The following is a 16,556-nucleotide window of genomic DNA, read 5'->3' on the forward strand; positions in this document are numbered from 1 at the left end:
TATCACTTACCCACCAATTTATTTAGTTTTTCAGGATAGCGCGAACCTTCTACTTTAATGCCAGCTAGGGCTTTATTAAACGCTTCTAATTCCTCTTTACTCCAAGAAACTTGCAAAGCCCCTAAATTTTCTAAAAGACGGGATTCTTTGGTGGTGCCAAAGAGAGGGACGACAATTTTTTGGGTGTGTAAAATCCATGAGAGGGCTAACTGGGCGGGGGTGATGCCTTTTTTGCTAGCGTGATCTTTGATAAATTCTACTAAAGGGTAATTCTTAGCCATATTTTCAGGATTAAATTTAGGTACGATGCTTCTAAAATCCCCGCTTGCAAAAGTGGCGTTTTTCTCAAACTTTGCGCCTAAAAATCCCTTGCCCAAAGGTGAAAACGCCACAAAACCAATGTTATTTTTTTCTAAAAACCCTAAAATCTCTTTTTCAGGTTCGCGCCACCACAGCGAATATTCACTTTGTAAAGCACTTAGAGGGCAAACAGCATGTGCTTTTTGGATACTAGAGAGCCCGGCCTCACTCATTCCCCAAGCTTTAATTTTGCCCTCTTTAATGAGGGTTTGCATTGTTTCAGCAACTTCTTCTATAGGTGTGTTTGTATCCACGCGGTGTTGGTAATATAAATCAATGCATTCTACCCCCAGCCGTTTTAAACTCCCCTCAATGGCGCTTTTAATGCGACTAGGGCTAGAATCTAAAAACATGGTCATGTGTTTATTGTTAGGGTCTTTATGATAAATCCCAAACTTACTAGCAACCACCACTTTATCTCTAAATGGTTTGATCGCCTCGCCTAAAAGTTCCTCATTATCAGCCCCATAAGTTTCTGCTGTATCAAAGAAGTTAATACCGTGTTCAAAGGCTTTATGAATGAGTTTGATCATTTCTTGTTTGTCATGGACTTCACCATAGCCAAAAGTCATGCCCATAATGCCTAAAGCTAGAGGGCTTACTTTTAAAGAACCTAGTTGTTTTTGTTGCATGTAAACTCCTTATAAAAAATAAAAAAGCCCGCTATTTTAAATTAGTTTGACACATTTGTCAACACCTCGCTTAAAATTCTAAAGGTCTAATGATTTTAGCCGGATTGCCGCCCACAATCACATTAGGCGGTACATCTTTAGTTACCACTGATCCAGCTGCCACAACGGAATTTTCCCCGATAGTAACACCCGGGCACACAACTGCATTAATGCCAATCCAAACGCGATTTTTAATCACAATCTTTTTATTAAGAGTAATCCGGCGTTTATGAGGATTTAAATCAAAGTTAGTAGTGGTTAAACACACTCTAGGGGCAAACCAAACTTCGTTTGCTATACTAATTCCTCCCCTATCCATAAAAGTACAATTCTGATGGATAAAACAACTTTTCCCAAAGCTAATATTGCGCCCAAAATCTGTATAAAAGGGGGGCATAATCCAATTACTCGCATCAAAGGGTTTACCTATTAACTCGCTCATCAACTCGCCTATTTGTTCGTTGCTTAGAAATTCTGTATTGAGTCTGTGGATAAGTCTTTGGGCGTTCATAACCACCCTAAGAAGTTTGGGAAATTCAGGATCGGCCATATCTACCGGTTCACCGGCTAAGTCTCTTTCAAAAATATCAGGCATTTTCACCTCCAAAAGGTTTATAAGTTAATTTGATATATTTATCAACACACCTCGCTTAAAATTCTAAAGGTTTAATGATTTTAGCCGGATTGCCCCCCACGATAACATTAGGCGGTACATTTTCAGTTACCACCGATCCGGCTTCTATAATAGAATTTTCCCCGATTGTAACACCCGGGCACACAACTGCATTAATGCCAATTAAAACGCGATCTTTAATCACAATGCTTTTAGAAAAAGTAATGTGCCGCTTATAAGGGTTAAAGTCAAAACTAGTAGTGTCTAAACGCACACTAGGGCGAATTCGAGCCCCGTCTGCTATACTAATTCCTCCGCGATCCATAAAAATACAATACGGACCAATAAGGCAGCCTTTCCCAAAGCTAATATTACGCCCAAAATTTGTATAAAAGGGAGGCATAATCCAATTACTTGCATCAAAGGGTTTACCTGTTATTTCACTCATCAATTCCCCTATTTGCTTATCGTTTAAAGATTCCGTATTAAGCCTATGGACAAGTCTTTGGGTGTTCACCATCACCTTAAGAAGCTTGGGAAATTCAGGATCGGCCACACTTACCGGTTCACCGGCTAACTCTCTAGCAAAAATATCAGGCATTTTTATCTCCAAATAAAAAATAAAAAACCCGCAACTCTAGCTTAATTTGATATGTTTGTCAATACTAACCCGCTAGTTCTATTAATAAAGGGTTATAATGGCGATTATGGTTTTGTACACAGCAAAAAATCTTACAAAATAGTGTAAGTTATTAAAGGTAATTAGTGTTGTTTTTAAAGCCCTAAATGTACCTAAATTTATAAAAAAGGACACATGGTGAGTGGAGTTTATGATCAAATCTATCAAGAGTCTATTAAAAATCCAGAGGCCTTTTGGGCTGAGGCTGCAAAAAATGTACATTGGTATAATGAATGGGATAGGGTGCTTGATGATAGCGATGGGCATTATAAGTGGTTTGTCGGTGGGTGTATGAATACTTGTTATAACGCCCTTGATTTGCATGTGCATAATGGTAGAGGTGATCAACTAGCCTTGATCTATGATTCTCCAGTAACTGATACTAAGAAAAAGTACACCTATCTCCAATTAAGAGATCGCGTTGCTAAGGTAGCTGGTATCTTGGCAAATAAAGGTGTGATAAAGGGGGATAGAGTGCTTATTTACATGCCTATGATACCTGAGGCACTCATTGCAATGCTAGCTTGTGCAAGGCTTGGGGCTGTTCATAGCGTGGTCTTTGGTGGTTTTGCCGCACATGAATTAGCTATTAGAATAGATGATGCTAAACCTAGAGTGGTTATAAGCGCTAGTTGTGGTATAGAAGTTAGTAGCATCATAGAATACAAACCTGTTTTAGATGAGGCTATTAAAAAATGCTCTGCTAAGCCAACTACTTGTTTAATTTATCAGCGCCCACAATCAAGAGCTAACATGCTCCCTTGGCGGGATATAGATTGGGAGGTTGAAGAGGAAAAAACAAGGGGCGTAGAACCCGTACCTGTTTTAGCCACAGATCCGCTTTATATCCTTTATACCTCCGGTACCACAGGCCAACCAAAGGGTGTTATCCGATCAAATGGCGGGCATTCAGTAGCCATGAAATGGTCTATGGATAATATTTACAATGTAAAGGCTGGAGATGTGTTTTTTACAGCCTCTGATGTGGGCTGGGTTGTTGGGCATTCTTATATCGTTTATGCCCCACTCATGAGTGCTTGTACAACTATTATCTATGAAGGAAAACCCGTAAGAACCCCCAATCCTTCATCTTTTTGGCGCATTATAGAGGAATATAAAGTAAATGTGCTTTTCTCAGCCCCAACAGCCTTTAGAGCTATTAAAAGAGAAGATCCAAAAGGGGAGTGGATCAAGAAGTTTAAGCTAGATAGTTTAAGAGCTATTTTTGTAGCCGGCGAGAGATGTGATAGCTCTACGCTTGAATGGATAGCAAAGCTAACAAATAAACCGGTTATTGATCACTGGTGGCAAACAGAAACAGGTTGGGCTATCGCTGCAAATCCTCTTGGACTTGGGCTAATTAAAATTAAGCCCGGAAGCCCTACAAAGCCAATGCCCGGCTTTAATTTAAAGGTACTTGATGAAAATGGCCAAGAACTACAAGCGGGTCAAAAAGGTATTTTATGCCTTAAGTTACCCCTGCCTCCTGCTTGCTTAATGGGGATTTGGGAAAATGATGAGGCTTACCACAGAGGCTATTTAGATAGATTCCCGGGATATTATTTAACAGGAGATACGGGCTACATAGATGAAGATGGTTATGTGTATGTGCTAGGTAGAATGGATGGAATTATTAATGTAGCCGGGCATAGATTATCCACAGGGGAAATGGAAGAAATCATTGCAAAACACCCAGATGTTGCAGAATGTGCGGTCATCGGTGTTAATGATATGCTAAAGGGTGAGTTGCCAATGGGCTTTATTGTGCTAAAAGAGGGGATTCAAAGAGATCATGCTGGGGTGGTTGAGGGGGTTTGTGCCCTTGTACGCCAAGAAATAGGCGCTATAGCTTCTTTTGAGATAGCTACTATAGTGAGTGCTTTACCCAAAACAAGAAGTGGTAAGATACTGCGCAAAAACCTAAGAGAGCTAGCAGACGGTCTTACTCTTAATATCCCAGCAACAATAGAAGATGAAAGCGTTTTAAAACTTTGTGAAAAGGCCATTAATGATCTAGGTTATCCAAAAGAGAAAAAGGCAAAATAATGAGTGCAGGAAAGAGATTTAAAAACCTAGTAAAAGAAAATAAACCCCTAGTAATAGTGGGGGCTATTAATGCTTATAGCGCCCTACAAGCTAGCAAAATAGGCCATAAGGCTCTTTATTTATCTGGTAGCGGCGTGGCAAGCGCTAGTTATGGCCTAGCCGATCTTGGCATTATAGGCCTTGAGGAAATTTGCATAGATGTTAGGCGCATTAGCTCAAGGGTAGATACACCTTTATTAGTGGATGCAGATACAGGCTTTGGGGGGGCTTTTAACATCGCTAGAACTGTTAAAGAGTTAAGTAGGGCCGGAGCTGCAGCTATGCACATAGAAGATCAGGTATCTCAAAAAAGATGTGGACACCGCCCTAATAAAGAGCTTGTTAGTGTGCAAGAGATGTGTGATCGCATCAAAGCAGCCCTAGATGCTAAATTAGATCCTGATTTTGTGATCATGGCAAGAACAGATGCTTATAGTATAGAAGGGCTTGATCGCGCTATTGATAGGTCTTTAGCCTATGTTGAGGCTGGGGCTGAAATGCTATTTGCTGAGGCTGTTAGTAAGTTAGAGGATTATAAGACTTTTACAAAGAGTGTTAAAGTGCCTGTTTTGGCTAATATCACTGAATTTGGAAAAACGCCTTATTTTAGCCAAGAGGAACTCAAACAGGCAGGTATTGCTATGGTGCTTTATCCGCTTAGTGCTAACCGCGCTATGAACAAGGCAGCTCTTGAGGTGTATAAAAGCATATTAAAACATGGCCACCAAAGAGAAGTTTTAGAACTCATGGAAACAAGAGAGGAGCTTTATGAAATGCTAGATTATTATGCTTATGAGCAAAAATTAGATGCTTTATTTAAAAAGGGTAAAAATGAGTGAGAAAAAACAAGGCGGTTTAGCCGGTGTGATAGCTGGAGAGAGTGCAATTTGTACATGTGGGCTTGGCAATGGCCTTAATTACTATGGCTATGCTATTGAAGATCTAGCTAGATATGCTACATTTGAAGAGGTGGCTTATTTGTTACAATTTGGTGTTTTGCCAACAGAGGAGCAACTGCAAGCATTTAAGCAAAAAATCATCGCTCAAAGAGCTCTAAGTGAGCCACTAAAGGCTATTTTAAAGGCTATGCCTAAAAACGCACACCCCATGAATGTCATGCAAACCGCAGTTGCAGCTCTGGGTGCTTTAGAAAGTGAAAGAGAGGATTTTACAGATCAAGATGAAAAGATCATTAGACTTTTAGCCATTTTGCCAAGTGTGCTTTGTTATTATCACCACTACACACACTCTAAAAAAGAGATAGATTTTAATTCAAAGCAAGATAGCATCGCTGGGTACTTTTTGGAAAAACTAAAGCTTAAAGAACCCAAGCAAGATTTTATTAAAACCATGCAGTGCTCTTTGATCCTGTATGCAGAACATGAATTTAACGCTTCCACTTTTACAGCTAGAGTTTGTGCCTCTACTAAGAGTGATATTTTTAGCGCTGTTTGTGCTGCTATAGGGTCTTTAAGGGGGCCATTACATGGCGGAGCAAATGAGGCGACTATGTATTTGATTTCTAGTTTTAAAAGTGTAGATGAGGCGATTGAAGGCGTTTTAGAAAAATTAGCCAATAAAGAACTTTTAATGGGCTTTGGGCATCGTATTTATGGGCTTGGTGGGGATCCGCGCAGTGCTTTAATTAAAGAACATAGCCGGTATTTAGGGGGGGATAGCCTGCTTTTTAAAATCAGTGAGGCCATAGAGGACTTAATGAAGCAAAAGCGCCCAACCCTCCCGCCTAATGCAGATTTTTATAGCGCTTCTGCTTATCATTTTATGGGCATACCCACACCTTATTTTACGCCTATTTTTATTATGAGTAGGGTTAGTGGCTGGTGTGCGCATATTAAAGAACAAAGAGCCAATAACAAACTCATACGGCCAAGTAGCAAATACATAGGCGTAGAGCCAAGAGCCTTTGTTAAAATTCAAGACAGGAAAAACATGTGAGTGATATGGGTATATTAGACGCTAAGCGTCCAGAATTTGATGAACTAATTATCAAGATAGCAAAATATGTAGATGAGTATGAGATAACAAGCGAACTTGCTATGCAAACAGCGAGGTATTGTTTAATGGATACTTTGGGTTGTGGGCTTTTGGCCTTAAAATATCCTGCTTGTACTAAGCTTTTAGGGCCTAGTGTTGAGGGAGCTGAGTTTAGACCACTGGGGGCCAAAATTCCGGGTACTTCTTACCAACTAGAGCCAATAAGGGCTGCTTTTAACATAGGCGCTATGATCAGATGGCTTGATTTTAACGATACTTGGTTAGCAGCCGAGTGGGGGCATCCTAGCGATAATCTAGGCGCCATCTTTGCTTTAGCCGATTATTTGAGCCGTAAAAATCTAGCGAGTAACAAAGAGCCTTTAAAAGTTTCTTGTGTTCTAAAAGCCATGATAAAGGCCCATGAGATACAAGGCATTTTAGCCCTTAATAATTGTTTTAATAAGGTTGGTTTAGATCATGTTTTATTAGTCAGGGTAGCAAGTACTGCTGTATCTGCTAAGCTTTTGGAATGTAATTTTGACGAGATTTTAAGCGCTATTTCGCATGCCTTCATAGACGGAGGCGCTCTAAGGACTTATCGCCATGCGCCAAATACAGGTAGTAGAAAAAGCTGGGCAGCTGGAGATGCCTCTAGCCGTGGTGTGGATTTAGCCCTAAAGGCTAAGAGTGGTGAAATGGGCTATCCTTCTGTGCTTAGCGCTAAGTTTTGGGGTTATGAGGCTGTAAAAATGAGGGGTAAAAAACTCACCTTGCAGCAAGATTTTAAAAGCTATGTTATGGAAAATGTGCTTTTTAAAATTTCTTTTCCGGCTGAATTTCATGCCCAAACGGCCGTTGAGGCTGCTTTGATCTTGCATGACGAGATAAAACATCGCCTAAATGAAATTGAAAAAATCATCATTTCAACCCAAGAATCAGCCCACCGTATCATTAATAAAACAGGTCCTCTATCCAATCCAGCAGATAGAGATCACTGCATACAATACATGGTTGCTATAGCTTTGATCTTTGGGCGTTTAGTGGCTGATGATTATGAGGATAGAGTGGCTAAAGATGAGCGCATTGATGCACTTAGAGCTAAGATGATCATAGAGGTAGATGAAAGATACAATAAAGACTATTTAGATAGGGATAAAAGAAGTATAGCTAATGCCCTGCAGGTCTTTTTTAAAGATGGTACGCATAGTAAAAAGATAGAGGTGGAATATCCAATAGGCCATAAAAGAAGAAGAGATGAGGGCATACCCTTATTAATTTCAAAGTTTAAAGCCAATCTAGCCACGCGTTTAGATTCAAAAAAATGTCAGATCATCTTAAAACTTTTTGAAGACAAAGAAGCCTTAGAAGAGATGTATTTTAATGAATTTAGCGACCTTTTTTGGCTTGGGTAAGCCTAGCACAAATAATATTTTTTGTTAGCCTAAAAATCTCTGTTGGTTTTACCTTGTTATTGGACGGGGCGGCATGTATGTGGACTGCTCTTATATATGTAAATTCGTTTAACCTTGATACGCGGGAGTTTATGGTATCTATGGGGTTTATGGCGCACAATGTACCAGTAACCTAAAGCGCGGTGCATGAATAATTTTTCATAGGTCATGAAAAACCCGATGTCTTTGGCATTTATATCAAGCCCAAGATCAAGGTAGCCGGATTGCCAATTAATCTCATGTGGTACTACAGGAATATCAACCCCCCATTTGATGATATTAGTATTAAACTGCAAACGCAAACCCAAATCTATATCTACATTATAAGAAGCGCGCCAACTCTCTTGGGGACCGGTTAAAACCCAGTTAGTACTGCCCCCTTGCACACCTGCAAAAATGCCATAAAATACGGGGTTGGAGTTGTTTTTGGGTACGTTGAAATCAAAAATTAGATTGGCGCCTAAGTTTATTTGGACATCTTGCAACGATTTAAAAACACTCAAGTCATTTTTAAAAAGCGGGCTATTCACATAGCCATAACCTAAATCTGAATAGGTGGAGTAACCAAAATGGTTACTAAAAAAATACTGCCAGCCCAATAAAATACCGGCGTTATAACTCATATTCTGAAAAAATCTTTGGGCAGAGTAAATACTTAAAATCACGGACTCTAAACTCACGGTTTGTAAACTAGTAATTTGTGGGCTAAAATTTTGGTAGTTAAACTTCAAATTAGGAGGTGAAGGCTTAGCAGGTGGGTTGCCAAATACTTCTTTTGCGGTAGGGATAGACCCCGCACTCGCCATATTAATATCACTAAAAGCGGTTTGGTATACCGCCAATAAGTCAGACTCGTATTGGGGGCACTGCTCTTGAATCTCTTTAGCCATTTGTGCAAACCAGTTTGCCACCGCGATGAGTTGATCAAAATTTGTATTGGGTAAATTAGAATCAATGGCCTCTAGCAAATCGCCAAGATTAAGTTTGTCCTCCTGTTTGCAATCCTTGCTTTAACTCACCGGCCACAGCAAGCGCGTTATTGGTACCCTCATTGCTATATTGGTTATATTGGTTAGTCAGACTCTGATCAAGACTAGTCATAGTCTTTAAATCACTGATAATGCTTTGTACACTTGTTGCAACGCTGCTTGCACTAGAAGCGCTATTAATGTTTGGGACTAGAGAATCTCTGTCGTTAGTGTAGTTTTTAATATTTGCGTTGTAGTTGTTAAGTGTATTCTGGTAGTCTGCTTTGTCCTGATTATAGGTGGCTTTAGAGTTTTTAAGCTGGTTATTGTAGCTATGCACCTCTGAGGTGAGCTGTTTGTCTAAATTCTTAATTTGGCTTAGTAGCTGGTTATAAGTAGAAAGGACTTCTTGGTTTTGTTTGTTTTTAGGATAGAGGTCTAAATCACTCGCAAGACGCGTAATATCATTACTAATTTCTTGTTCTAGCGCGCCTAGATCACTAATACTAGAAGGATTTAAGGGAGTTAAATCACTGATATTTTGGGATTTATCCTTAGTTGCATTGATAAGATTTTGTAAGTTTTGTAGTTGGCTAAGAGCTTCTTTAATATCCTCATTAATCCCTTTAGTTAAATCTGTAATTAAGGAAGAATAACCGCTTGGTTCTCCATTACTCAGCCCACAATTTGGGCATGCTAGAAAGCTAGTGGATTGTAAAGCTTGGCTTTGTACCCCAAACTCAGCGCCAAAGAAAAACCCGTTGCGAATATCTGCCGCACCTAATTCACCCCCCCCCCCCCCCCCCCCCCCCCCGATTAGAAGCAGGCAAAAAACCAGAATCGTTTTAACATGAGAAACCCCCATGCTATCTAAATCTGCTAGGTTAACAAGAGATATTATAAAACAGAAAAAACTTAACGCTAATCTATGCGCCCTGTTAGCTTTACGGCTTTAAATACATAACACTAAGCTTAAAACTCTAAAGGTCTAATAATCTTAGCCGGATTACCCCCTACAATCACATTAGGCGGTACATCTTTAGTTACCACCGATCCAGCTGCTACAATGGAATTTTCCCCGATAGTAACACCCGGACACACCGTTACATTAATGCCAATCCAAACGCGTTCTTTAATCACAATGCTTTTAGAAGAAACAATCTGTCGTTTATAAGGGTTAAAGTTAAGGTTAGTGGTGTTTAGACACACTCTAGGGTAAATCCAAACTCCGTTTGCTATACTAATCCCTCCTCTATCCAGAAAAGTACAATTCTGATGGATAAAGCAACCTTTCCCAAAGCTAATATTGCGCCCAAAATCTGTATAAAAGGGGGGCAAAATCCAATTACTCGCATCAAAGGGTTTACCTGTTAGTTCGCTCATCAACTCGGCTATTTGCTTATCGTTTAAAAATTCCGTATTAAGCCTGTGGATAAGTCTTTGGGTGTTCATGATTACTTTAAGAATCTTGGGATATTCAGGATCGGCCATATCCACCGGTTCACCGGCTAAATCTCTAGCAAAAATATCAGGCATCTTTATCTCCAAATAAAAAATAAAAAACCCGCCACTCTAGCTTAATTTGATATGTTTGTCAACACCCTTACTTAAACTCTAAGGGTTTAATAATCTTGGCTGGAACGCCCCCTACAATAACATTAGGCGGGACATCTTTAGTTACCACCGATCCAGCTGCTACAATGGAATTTTCCCCGATAGTAACACCCGGACACACCGTTACATTAATGCCAATCCAAACGCGCTCTTTAATCACAATGCTTTTAGAAAAGGTAACCCGGCGTTTATAGGGGTTAAAGTCGTGGTTAGTGGTGGTTAAACACACCTTAGGCGCGATAAATGTCCCATCCCCAATGCTAATGCCTCCACGATCCATAAAAGTACAGCAATTATTGATAAAACAATTTTTGCCAAAGCTAATATTGCGCCCAAAATCTGTATAAAAGGGGGGTAAAATCCAATTACTTACATCAAAGGGTTTACCTGTTAGCTCGCTCATCAATTCAGCTATTTGTTCTTTGTTTAGAAATTGCGTATTGAGTTTATAGGTAAGTCTCTGCGCATTCATGATCACTTCAAAAATCTTACCAAACTCAGGATCGTCCATATCTATATATTCACCGGCTAAATCTCTTTCAAAAATATCTTTCATTATTTTCCTTTCACTAAATTATGTTTGAAAAAGAAGGCTATTTTATCAAAAGCAATCTTATCTACCCTGTCATATAAATCCACATGCCCGGCTCCCTTGACATAATAAAGCTCTTTGGGCTCTCTTGCCTTTTTGTAGGCTAATTCGCTAAATTCTTTAGAATGGGCATGATCGCCTGTGATAAAAAGCAAAGGACGAGGGGAAATCCAATCTAAATTTTCAAAGGGATAGAAGTTTAAGAATTTAACAATCCCTGTTAAAGTGGGCATGGTTGTTTTGTCTCTAGGTGCACCTTTTGGTGTGTACTCGCCCCTTTGTGTGCGGTAAAAATCATAGAATTCTTTTTCTGCTGGCGTGGAATTTTTAGTGATTTTCAAGGGAGTACCTAACACATACTCTTTAGTTTTTCCGCTTAAAAATTCCTCTGTGCGCTCTTTGCTAGCCTTTTTTAAAAGAGCCTGCCTTTGCTGCTTAGTGGTGGAGTGCCTAATTCCATAGCGCGCTGCCTCTCCCATGTTATACATGCTTACAGTGGCTATTGCTTTAATGCGCAAATCAATTTTAGCTGCAGCTAGTGCAAACCCCCCGCTAGCACAGATCCCCAAAGCCCCAATTTCGTCTGGATTAACAAAGGACCTGGTCCCTAAATAATCCACCGCTGCGCTAAAGTCTTCAACAAACATGTCAGGCAATACACCATTGCGCGGAAGCCCTCCACTCTCTCCCCAAAAACTTAAATCAAAGGCCAAAGCCACAAAACCCTTTTCTGCCATTTTTGTTGCATAAAGACTTGCAGATTGCTCTTTAACAGCGCCCATAGGATGCCCAACCACAAGAGCAGGGTATTTTTTGCCCTCTTGCATGTTTTTTGGAGTAAAGAGTTTTCCGACTACTTCTAATCCATATTGGTTTTTAAAAGACACTTCTTGGACTTTAACCCGCGTACTCACATAAAAATTATTGCCCTTAATCAGGCTTTTTTCTGTACCCGTTGTTTTAAAATCTTGGGCCTGCAGAGTGAGGCATAGCATGGTAAAAAAGACTAAAAATAGACGCATCACTTAACCCTTTTTATATTTATTAAGGCGCGCGCATTATAAGCCTAACATAAAGGTTTGTCAAGAAAAGCCCTTGTAAAGCACCCTGCAGTATACGGCTTTTAGTGGGTGGTTGTTTGGGGTAATTGCCCCCCACCCCTTCAGCAATCTAAATAATCCCCCAAAGCCTCCTCAAAAATCTCTAAGTTCTTGTTGATATTAGGTAAAAACACATCCAGATTTTCTAATAATTTTAAAATAGCATCCGCGCGTAAATAATCATAAGTATCCTTAAACATCGCCTCTCTGATATTTTGCTTTTAAGACTTAATTTGGGGTCTTGTTCATCCCAGTCTAAGCGTGTATTCATTTTATGCTGTAGTTTTATGCCTTTTTTTAATTTTTTCTAAACATTTTGTTAGATGTTCTTCTTGAAACTCTTTAAAGTTATCTTCTGTCCCACAGCAATAGCCATGTTTTTTGCAGCATATTTTCTGTAATAGTGGAATATTCTTTTATCACTTCTATACAATCTTTTAAGGTTTTAAGGGCTTGAAAAGAAAGTATAAGCAATTTAATAATTAGCATGATAAAGTCCCTCACTTTTATAATCAGATTGAGACCCTAGAGGTTTGTGTTCTGATTTGGGTATTCGCTCTAGGGGAAATAGGATAAGACAGCTAAGTATAGAGTAACCTTTTAGGAAAATCAAAACTTAATCTTAAAAAGGCTACCAACCTTTCACTTTAAAACCCCTACAAACTCTCTTGTAACTGGCAAAGTACTCTAGTGTTTTTGTTGTGGCTATCATACACCCAATGCTTATCAAAAGCGCGTTTAGCCCCTGAGTTGCCATCTATATCTAGCAGGTAAAAATGGTTTTCATCTCTGCGTTTTTGTTGCATCTGCTGGGTAATGTTATTATCTAGTTCTCCAAAATAACCATCAGAAATAACCAATAAATCTGCTTTTTTATAGTTTTCTCTTTGCATCATCTGCAAACCCTCATGTAAAGCCGGCTGTACATCTGTACCACCCCCAAAGCTCATGGTTAAAAATTGATTAAGGCGCGCCATTCCTCCGGCTTTACTTAAATCCATCGCGCTAGTTTGGGTGCTAAAATTAATCAAATAACACCCCCGCTTCTCTCTTTTAGCCCGTGAGGCTAAAGCAAGCGTGATAGCCTTAGCTGTGATCTCAGGCGCGCCATGCATAGAGCCACTGGTATCTACACAAATAATAATAGGCCCTCTTTGATCCTCTTGTTTTTCTATCTCTTTTTGCACCTCCACCTCCACCTCCTCTATCCCCTCTAACTGCTTTTGTACAAACCCTTGTTTTTCAAAGCAAAAAAGCTGTTTAGTGATGTATTTAAGATCAAAGAGCAATTCAAGATCAGGATCGTTAAGCAAGGTCAATTCTTGAGGGATCACATTTTCTAGATCGTTATCTAGGTGGATGCCACAGATCTCCTCTTTGTAGTCTCTAGTGGGGTGAGTCTGTGTATAAGAATAGCTACGCGTGGTTTTGATAATCTCTTTGATCATCTCCTTTTGTATCTCTTTCATGCGCCCTAACATGTTACAAATCTCTATCAAAGCCTTATTGTTTTTAATCTGCTCAAATAAAGCCAGAATATGGGCAAGATTTAAACGCGTGGGGTTAGTACCCTTTAGGCTATATTGCCTACGCATGTTTTTTGGTAAATCTGTCCTATCTGTCCTAAAAGGGTTAGTACCCTCTCTATGTTGCTCACCGCCCATATCTTCCTGCATATCTCCCCCCATATCTTCCGGCAAATCTCCCCCTAAATCTCCCATATCTCCCCCCAAATCTAGCCCCTTAATTTCATCTAAAACCTGTTTACGCGTCTTTTCATCTCCTAGCTTCTCTAAATTAAGAGATTCTAATGCAAGCCCCTTAGCATCCATAAACATCCCCTCTTTGCCAAAGAGTTCGGGGGATTTTTTAGCTAACTCTCTAGCCTGCAAAAGCGCTTTAAACCACGCTAGCATTCTTTCTAAAAAATCTGCCTCTATACTCTCTATTGTCTGCTGTTCATAGCGTTTTATCTTACTCTCTAAAATCCCTCCCCACTCCTGCAAAATAAATTGGTGCAACGCCTTATTCTGCTCCTCACTAGAAGAGAGGCTTAACTGCCTTTGTTGCTTCTTTATAAAGCTTAAATCCTCCTTAGGGTTAAACTTGCTAAAGGCCTTTGTAGTTTTTTCTACTAGCTCAGCCTCTTGCTTAGCATAACTGCGCTCTATATAAGCCCCCCTCTCTGCTCTAAAGGGGTGATCTTTAAGCGCTTGCTTCATTTGCTCCTCTTTTTCTAGCTTTGCTTGCTCAAATGCGTTAGCGATCTCTTTATCTTTTAATAGATCGTTATAGGTTTCTTCTAAATTCATTTTTTAACTCTTCTTGTTTGCCGCGTTAACTATACCCTGCCAGAGTTGGTATGCAGCATCTGTAATACCCCTAATATTGGCATTTAAATAACGAGGCAAAATACCAGTCTCTATCGCTTTCTGCAAATAGAAGGTGCAATACTGGCTTGTGTTATCCATCTTGTTGTTGCCGGTTAACTTGAATGACTCTGTTACCAAAAACTTGACAAAATTCTGGCTAATCTGCTCTGGCGTTTGATTTGGCGTTTTTAGCGGCGTTGGCATTTTTAGCGACATTCCCCCCAAAGCCAAGACAACCCCTCCTAAAGACCCCGTTTTAGCTTGCAAGGTATTCAAGGCTTGTACGAGAGGCTCAAGTAATTTTTTAGAGCTAAGCAGATCCACACAAGCCTCTTGTAAATCCTTCTCTACTTCCTTTTTACTTCGTAATGCCTGTGCAAGTTCAGCTAAACTTACACTTGCTTTATCTACAAATGCCTTTGTCGGTTCTTTTCTCTCATCTTTAAGAACTCGGGGTATCATTGCCTCCAAATCCTGTTTAAGTTTATTACGCAAATCCTGTCTAATACGCAAATCCTGTTTAAGTTTCCCTTGCCCCCTTTTAGCAAACACCGCCTCTGGATCATGCAACATTTCCTCAAGCTTTAATTGTAAAACCCGTGTCTGTTCTAGCGCTTCTTGCACTCCTAAAAAGGCGATTTTGTGATCATTAGCCGATAAAAACACATTGGCTTTTTCTGCCCTCTCTTGGATTTGTTTTTCTAAAGCGCTGATTTGATCGTGCACTTTAGTATTTAACCTTTGCCAGCCATTTTTAAACTCTGCGGGCTTTTCCTTATGCAAATATTCTAAATAGTTAAACTCCTCCTCTATTTTTTCTAGCTCTTTTAAACCTGTATGCGCCCCCTGTTTTAAACATTGGCGCAAAATCGCATCAATTAAAGGGATTTGCTGATCGTGATCCCATAAACAATGCCTTAAAAGCACTAAATCCTCCACCTCCACCTCTTTTGAATCACTAAGTAAAGCGCTAACTCTTAAAAGCTCGCCACATTGCTTAAAACGCCTATCAGAAACATAGGGGATCAAATCTTGATCTTGCTCTTGTTCCTTTGTTTCTGTATTCTCTGTAGCTCCTAAATAAGAGGCGATGAGTTGGGGATTATCTTTAAGTTTTTCTAAAGTGTTTTTGATTTCTAAAAGGGTATCTAGGGCTTTTTGAGAAAAACGAATTGTTTTAGCCTCTTTTTGGATCTTTTCTAAATCCTCTTGTGAAAATCCATCTTCTTCTTTTCCAATAAGAGGGCTTATCTCCTTCTCTTGAATCAAATTGCTAAAATTTTGCGCAGATTGTAAAGGCTTTACAAAATAGCGCACCAAACACCTATCATAAAGGGCTTCTAAACCTTGATTTTTGGGAGGAAATTCATTACTCGCACACACCACGCCCTTAAGCGGGACATGCTCATCTTTACCCCCATTTCTAAAAAGCCTCTCATTTAAAATTGTTAAAAGGGTGTTTAGAATAGCCGGCGAACTTTTCCAGATTTCATCTAAAAAGGCAAAATGAGCTTTAGGCAAGTAGCCCTCTGTATTTCTCACTAAATTATTTTTCTTTAGCTCGCCTATATCTATGGGCCCAAAAATATCCTCAGGCGTACTAAAACGATGCATTAAAGCTGCAAAGAAATTAGTAGATCCAAAGGCGGTACTCACTTTGCGCGCTAATAAAGATTTAGCCGTACCCGGAGGTCCATAAAGAAAGATCGTTTTGCCTGAAAACATCGTTAAAAGCATAAGAGAAGCGCATTCTTCTCGTTCAAATAAACCTCTTTGTACATCTGCTAATAAACCCCGTACTTTTTGCTTGTACATAAAAACAAACTCCTTATCTAAAATAGAATGGATACTATAGGGAAAATTAGAGAGTTTAAAGAGGATTTAATCCTCCCTTATAAAAAATCCCACTTTGTAAGCAAAATGAATCCTACTTTTGTGCCATACCTGCATACAATTAGCTTAGATCAAATTAGAGTCATTTAAAAACTGGTGTAGTTGCTTGTATTCTTTAGGGTTTAAATAACGCGCTTTGCCCACAGGTAAAGCGTTGAGTGAG

General features: G+C 39.6%; 15 protein-coding genes. 4 read left to right on the top strand and 11 right to left on the bottom strand.

The genetic code is table 11. The features are described from left to right. Positions 1 to 2 precede the first annotated feature (2 nt). From G6Q00_RS02330 to G6Q00_RS02340, 3 genes are all read right to left on the bottom strand, one after another. A complete protein-coding gene (locus tag G6Q00_RS02330) occupies positions 3 to 992 on the bottom strand; it encodes an aldo/keto reductase (protein ID WP_163498972.1) in 990 nt (329 codons plus the stop codon). A 70-nt stretch (positions 993 to 1,062) separates the two neighbouring features. Beyond that, positions 1,063 to 1,626, bottom strand: a complete 564-nt coding sequence (locus G6Q00_RS02335) for a sugar O-acetyltransferase (protein WP_163498974.1) — start codon at positions 1,624 to 1,626, stop codon at positions 1,063 to 1,065. A 55-nt stretch (positions 1,627 to 1,681) separates the two neighbouring features. Then, complete coding sequence (locus tag G6Q00_RS02340; RefSeq protein ID WP_163531833.1) at positions 1,682 to 2,245, bottom strand: DapH/DapD/GlmU-related protein; 564 nt, start codon at positions 2,243 to 2,245, stop codon at positions 1,682 to 1,684. A 216-nt stretch (positions 2,246 to 2,461) separates the two neighbouring features. Here G6Q00_RS02340 and G6Q00_RS02345 point away from each other — a divergent pair, with 216 nt between their 5' ends. The 4 genes from G6Q00_RS02345 to prpD are packed head-to-tail and all read left to right on the top strand — an operon-like array spanning position 2,462 to position 7,815. Then, positions 2,462 to 4,369: a propionyl-CoA synthetase gene (locus G6Q00_RS02345; protein ID WP_163531834.1), complete on the top strand. Its 1,908-nt coding sequence runs from the start codon at positions 2,462 to 2,464 to the stop codon at positions 4,367 to 4,369. Next, entirely contained in the window at positions 4,369 to 5,247 is an 879-nt protein-coding gene (gene prpB / locus G6Q00_RS02350) for a methylisocitrate lyase (RefSeq protein ID WP_163531835.1), read from the top strand. Before G6Q00_RS02345 ends, prpB begins: the two co-directional genes overlap by 1 nt. Further along, entirely contained in the window at positions 5,240 to 6,364 is a 1,125-nt protein-coding gene (locus G6Q00_RS02355) for a citrate/2-methylcitrate synthase (protein WP_163531836.1), read from the top strand. Before prpB ends, G6Q00_RS02355 begins: the two co-directional genes overlap by 8 nt. Beyond that, positions 6,361 to 7,815 carry a 2-methylcitrate dehydratase gene (prpD, locus tag G6Q00_RS02360; protein WP_205426460.1) on the top strand — a complete coding sequence of 485 codons (1,455 nt, stop codon included), beginning with the start codon at positions 6,361 to 6,363 and terminating at the stop codon, positions 7,813 to 7,815. Before G6Q00_RS02355 ends, prpD begins: the two co-directional genes overlap by 4 nt. Positions 7,816 to 7,871: 56 nt before the next feature. Here prpD and G6Q00_RS02365 read toward each other — a convergent pair whose 3' ends face one another. From G6Q00_RS02365 to G6Q00_RS02400, 8 genes are all read right to left on the bottom strand, one after another. After that, positions 7,872 to 8,822: an outer membrane beta-barrel protein gene (locus tag G6Q00_RS02365; protein WP_240330935.1), complete on the bottom strand. Its 951-nt coding sequence runs from the start codon at positions 8,820 to 8,822 to the stop codon at positions 7,872 to 7,874. A 10-nt stretch (positions 8,823 to 8,832) separates the two neighbouring features. Next, entirely contained in the window at positions 8,833 to 9,687 is an 855-nt protein-coding gene (locus G6Q00_RS02370) for a hypothetical protein (protein WP_163531837.1), read from the bottom strand. Between the two features lie 107 nt (positions 9,688 to 9,794). Continuing rightward, a complete protein-coding gene (locus tag G6Q00_RS02375; RefSeq protein ID WP_163531838.1) occupies positions 9,795 to 10,358 on the bottom strand; it encodes a DapH/DapD/GlmU-related protein in 564 nt (187 codons plus the stop codon). Positions 10,359 to 10,425: 67 nt separating this feature from the next. After that, positions 10,426 to 10,992 carry a sugar O-acetyltransferase gene (locus tag G6Q00_RS02380; protein WP_163531839.1) on the bottom strand — a complete coding sequence of 189 codons (567 nt, stop codon included), beginning with the start codon at positions 10,990 to 10,992 and terminating at the stop codon, positions 10,426 to 10,428. Next, the gene (locus G6Q00_RS02385; RefSeq protein ID WP_163531840.1) at positions 10,992 to 12,050 is read right to left on the bottom strand and encodes an alpha/beta hydrolase; all 1,059 of its coding nucleotides are present in this window, start codon (positions 12,048 to 12,050) and stop codon (positions 10,992 to 10,994) included. The genes G6Q00_RS02380 and G6Q00_RS02385 overlap by 1 nt, the downstream gene beginning before the upstream one ends. A 140-nt stretch (positions 12,051 to 12,190) precedes the next feature. Beyond that, positions 12,191 to 12,328, bottom strand: a complete 138-nt coding sequence (locus G6Q00_RS02390) for a hypothetical protein (RefSeq protein WP_163531841.1) — start codon at positions 12,326 to 12,328, stop codon at positions 12,191 to 12,193. Between the two features lie 456 nt (positions 12,329 to 12,784). Continuing rightward, positions 12,785 to 14,440 (bottom strand): VWA domain-containing protein, encoded by a 1,656-nt coding sequence (locus tag G6Q00_RS08520; RefSeq protein WP_240330936.1) that lies wholly within the window; start codon positions 14,438 to 14,440, stop codon positions 12,785 to 12,787. A gap of 3 nt (positions 14,441 to 14,443) precedes the next feature. Continuing rightward, positions 14,444 to 16,315 carry an AAA family ATPase gene (locus tag G6Q00_RS02400; protein ID WP_163531842.1) on the bottom strand — a complete coding sequence of 624 codons (1,872 nt, stop codon included), beginning with the start codon at positions 16,313 to 16,315 and terminating at the stop codon, positions 14,444 to 14,446. Between the last annotated feature and the right edge of the window lie 241 nt (positions 16,316 to 16,556).

The sequence above is a fragment of the Helicobacter suis genome (assembly GCF_902196125.1).
Classification (GTDB): domain Bacteria; phylum Campylobacterota; class Campylobacteria; order Campylobacterales; family Helicobacteraceae; genus Helicobacter; species Helicobacter suis_B.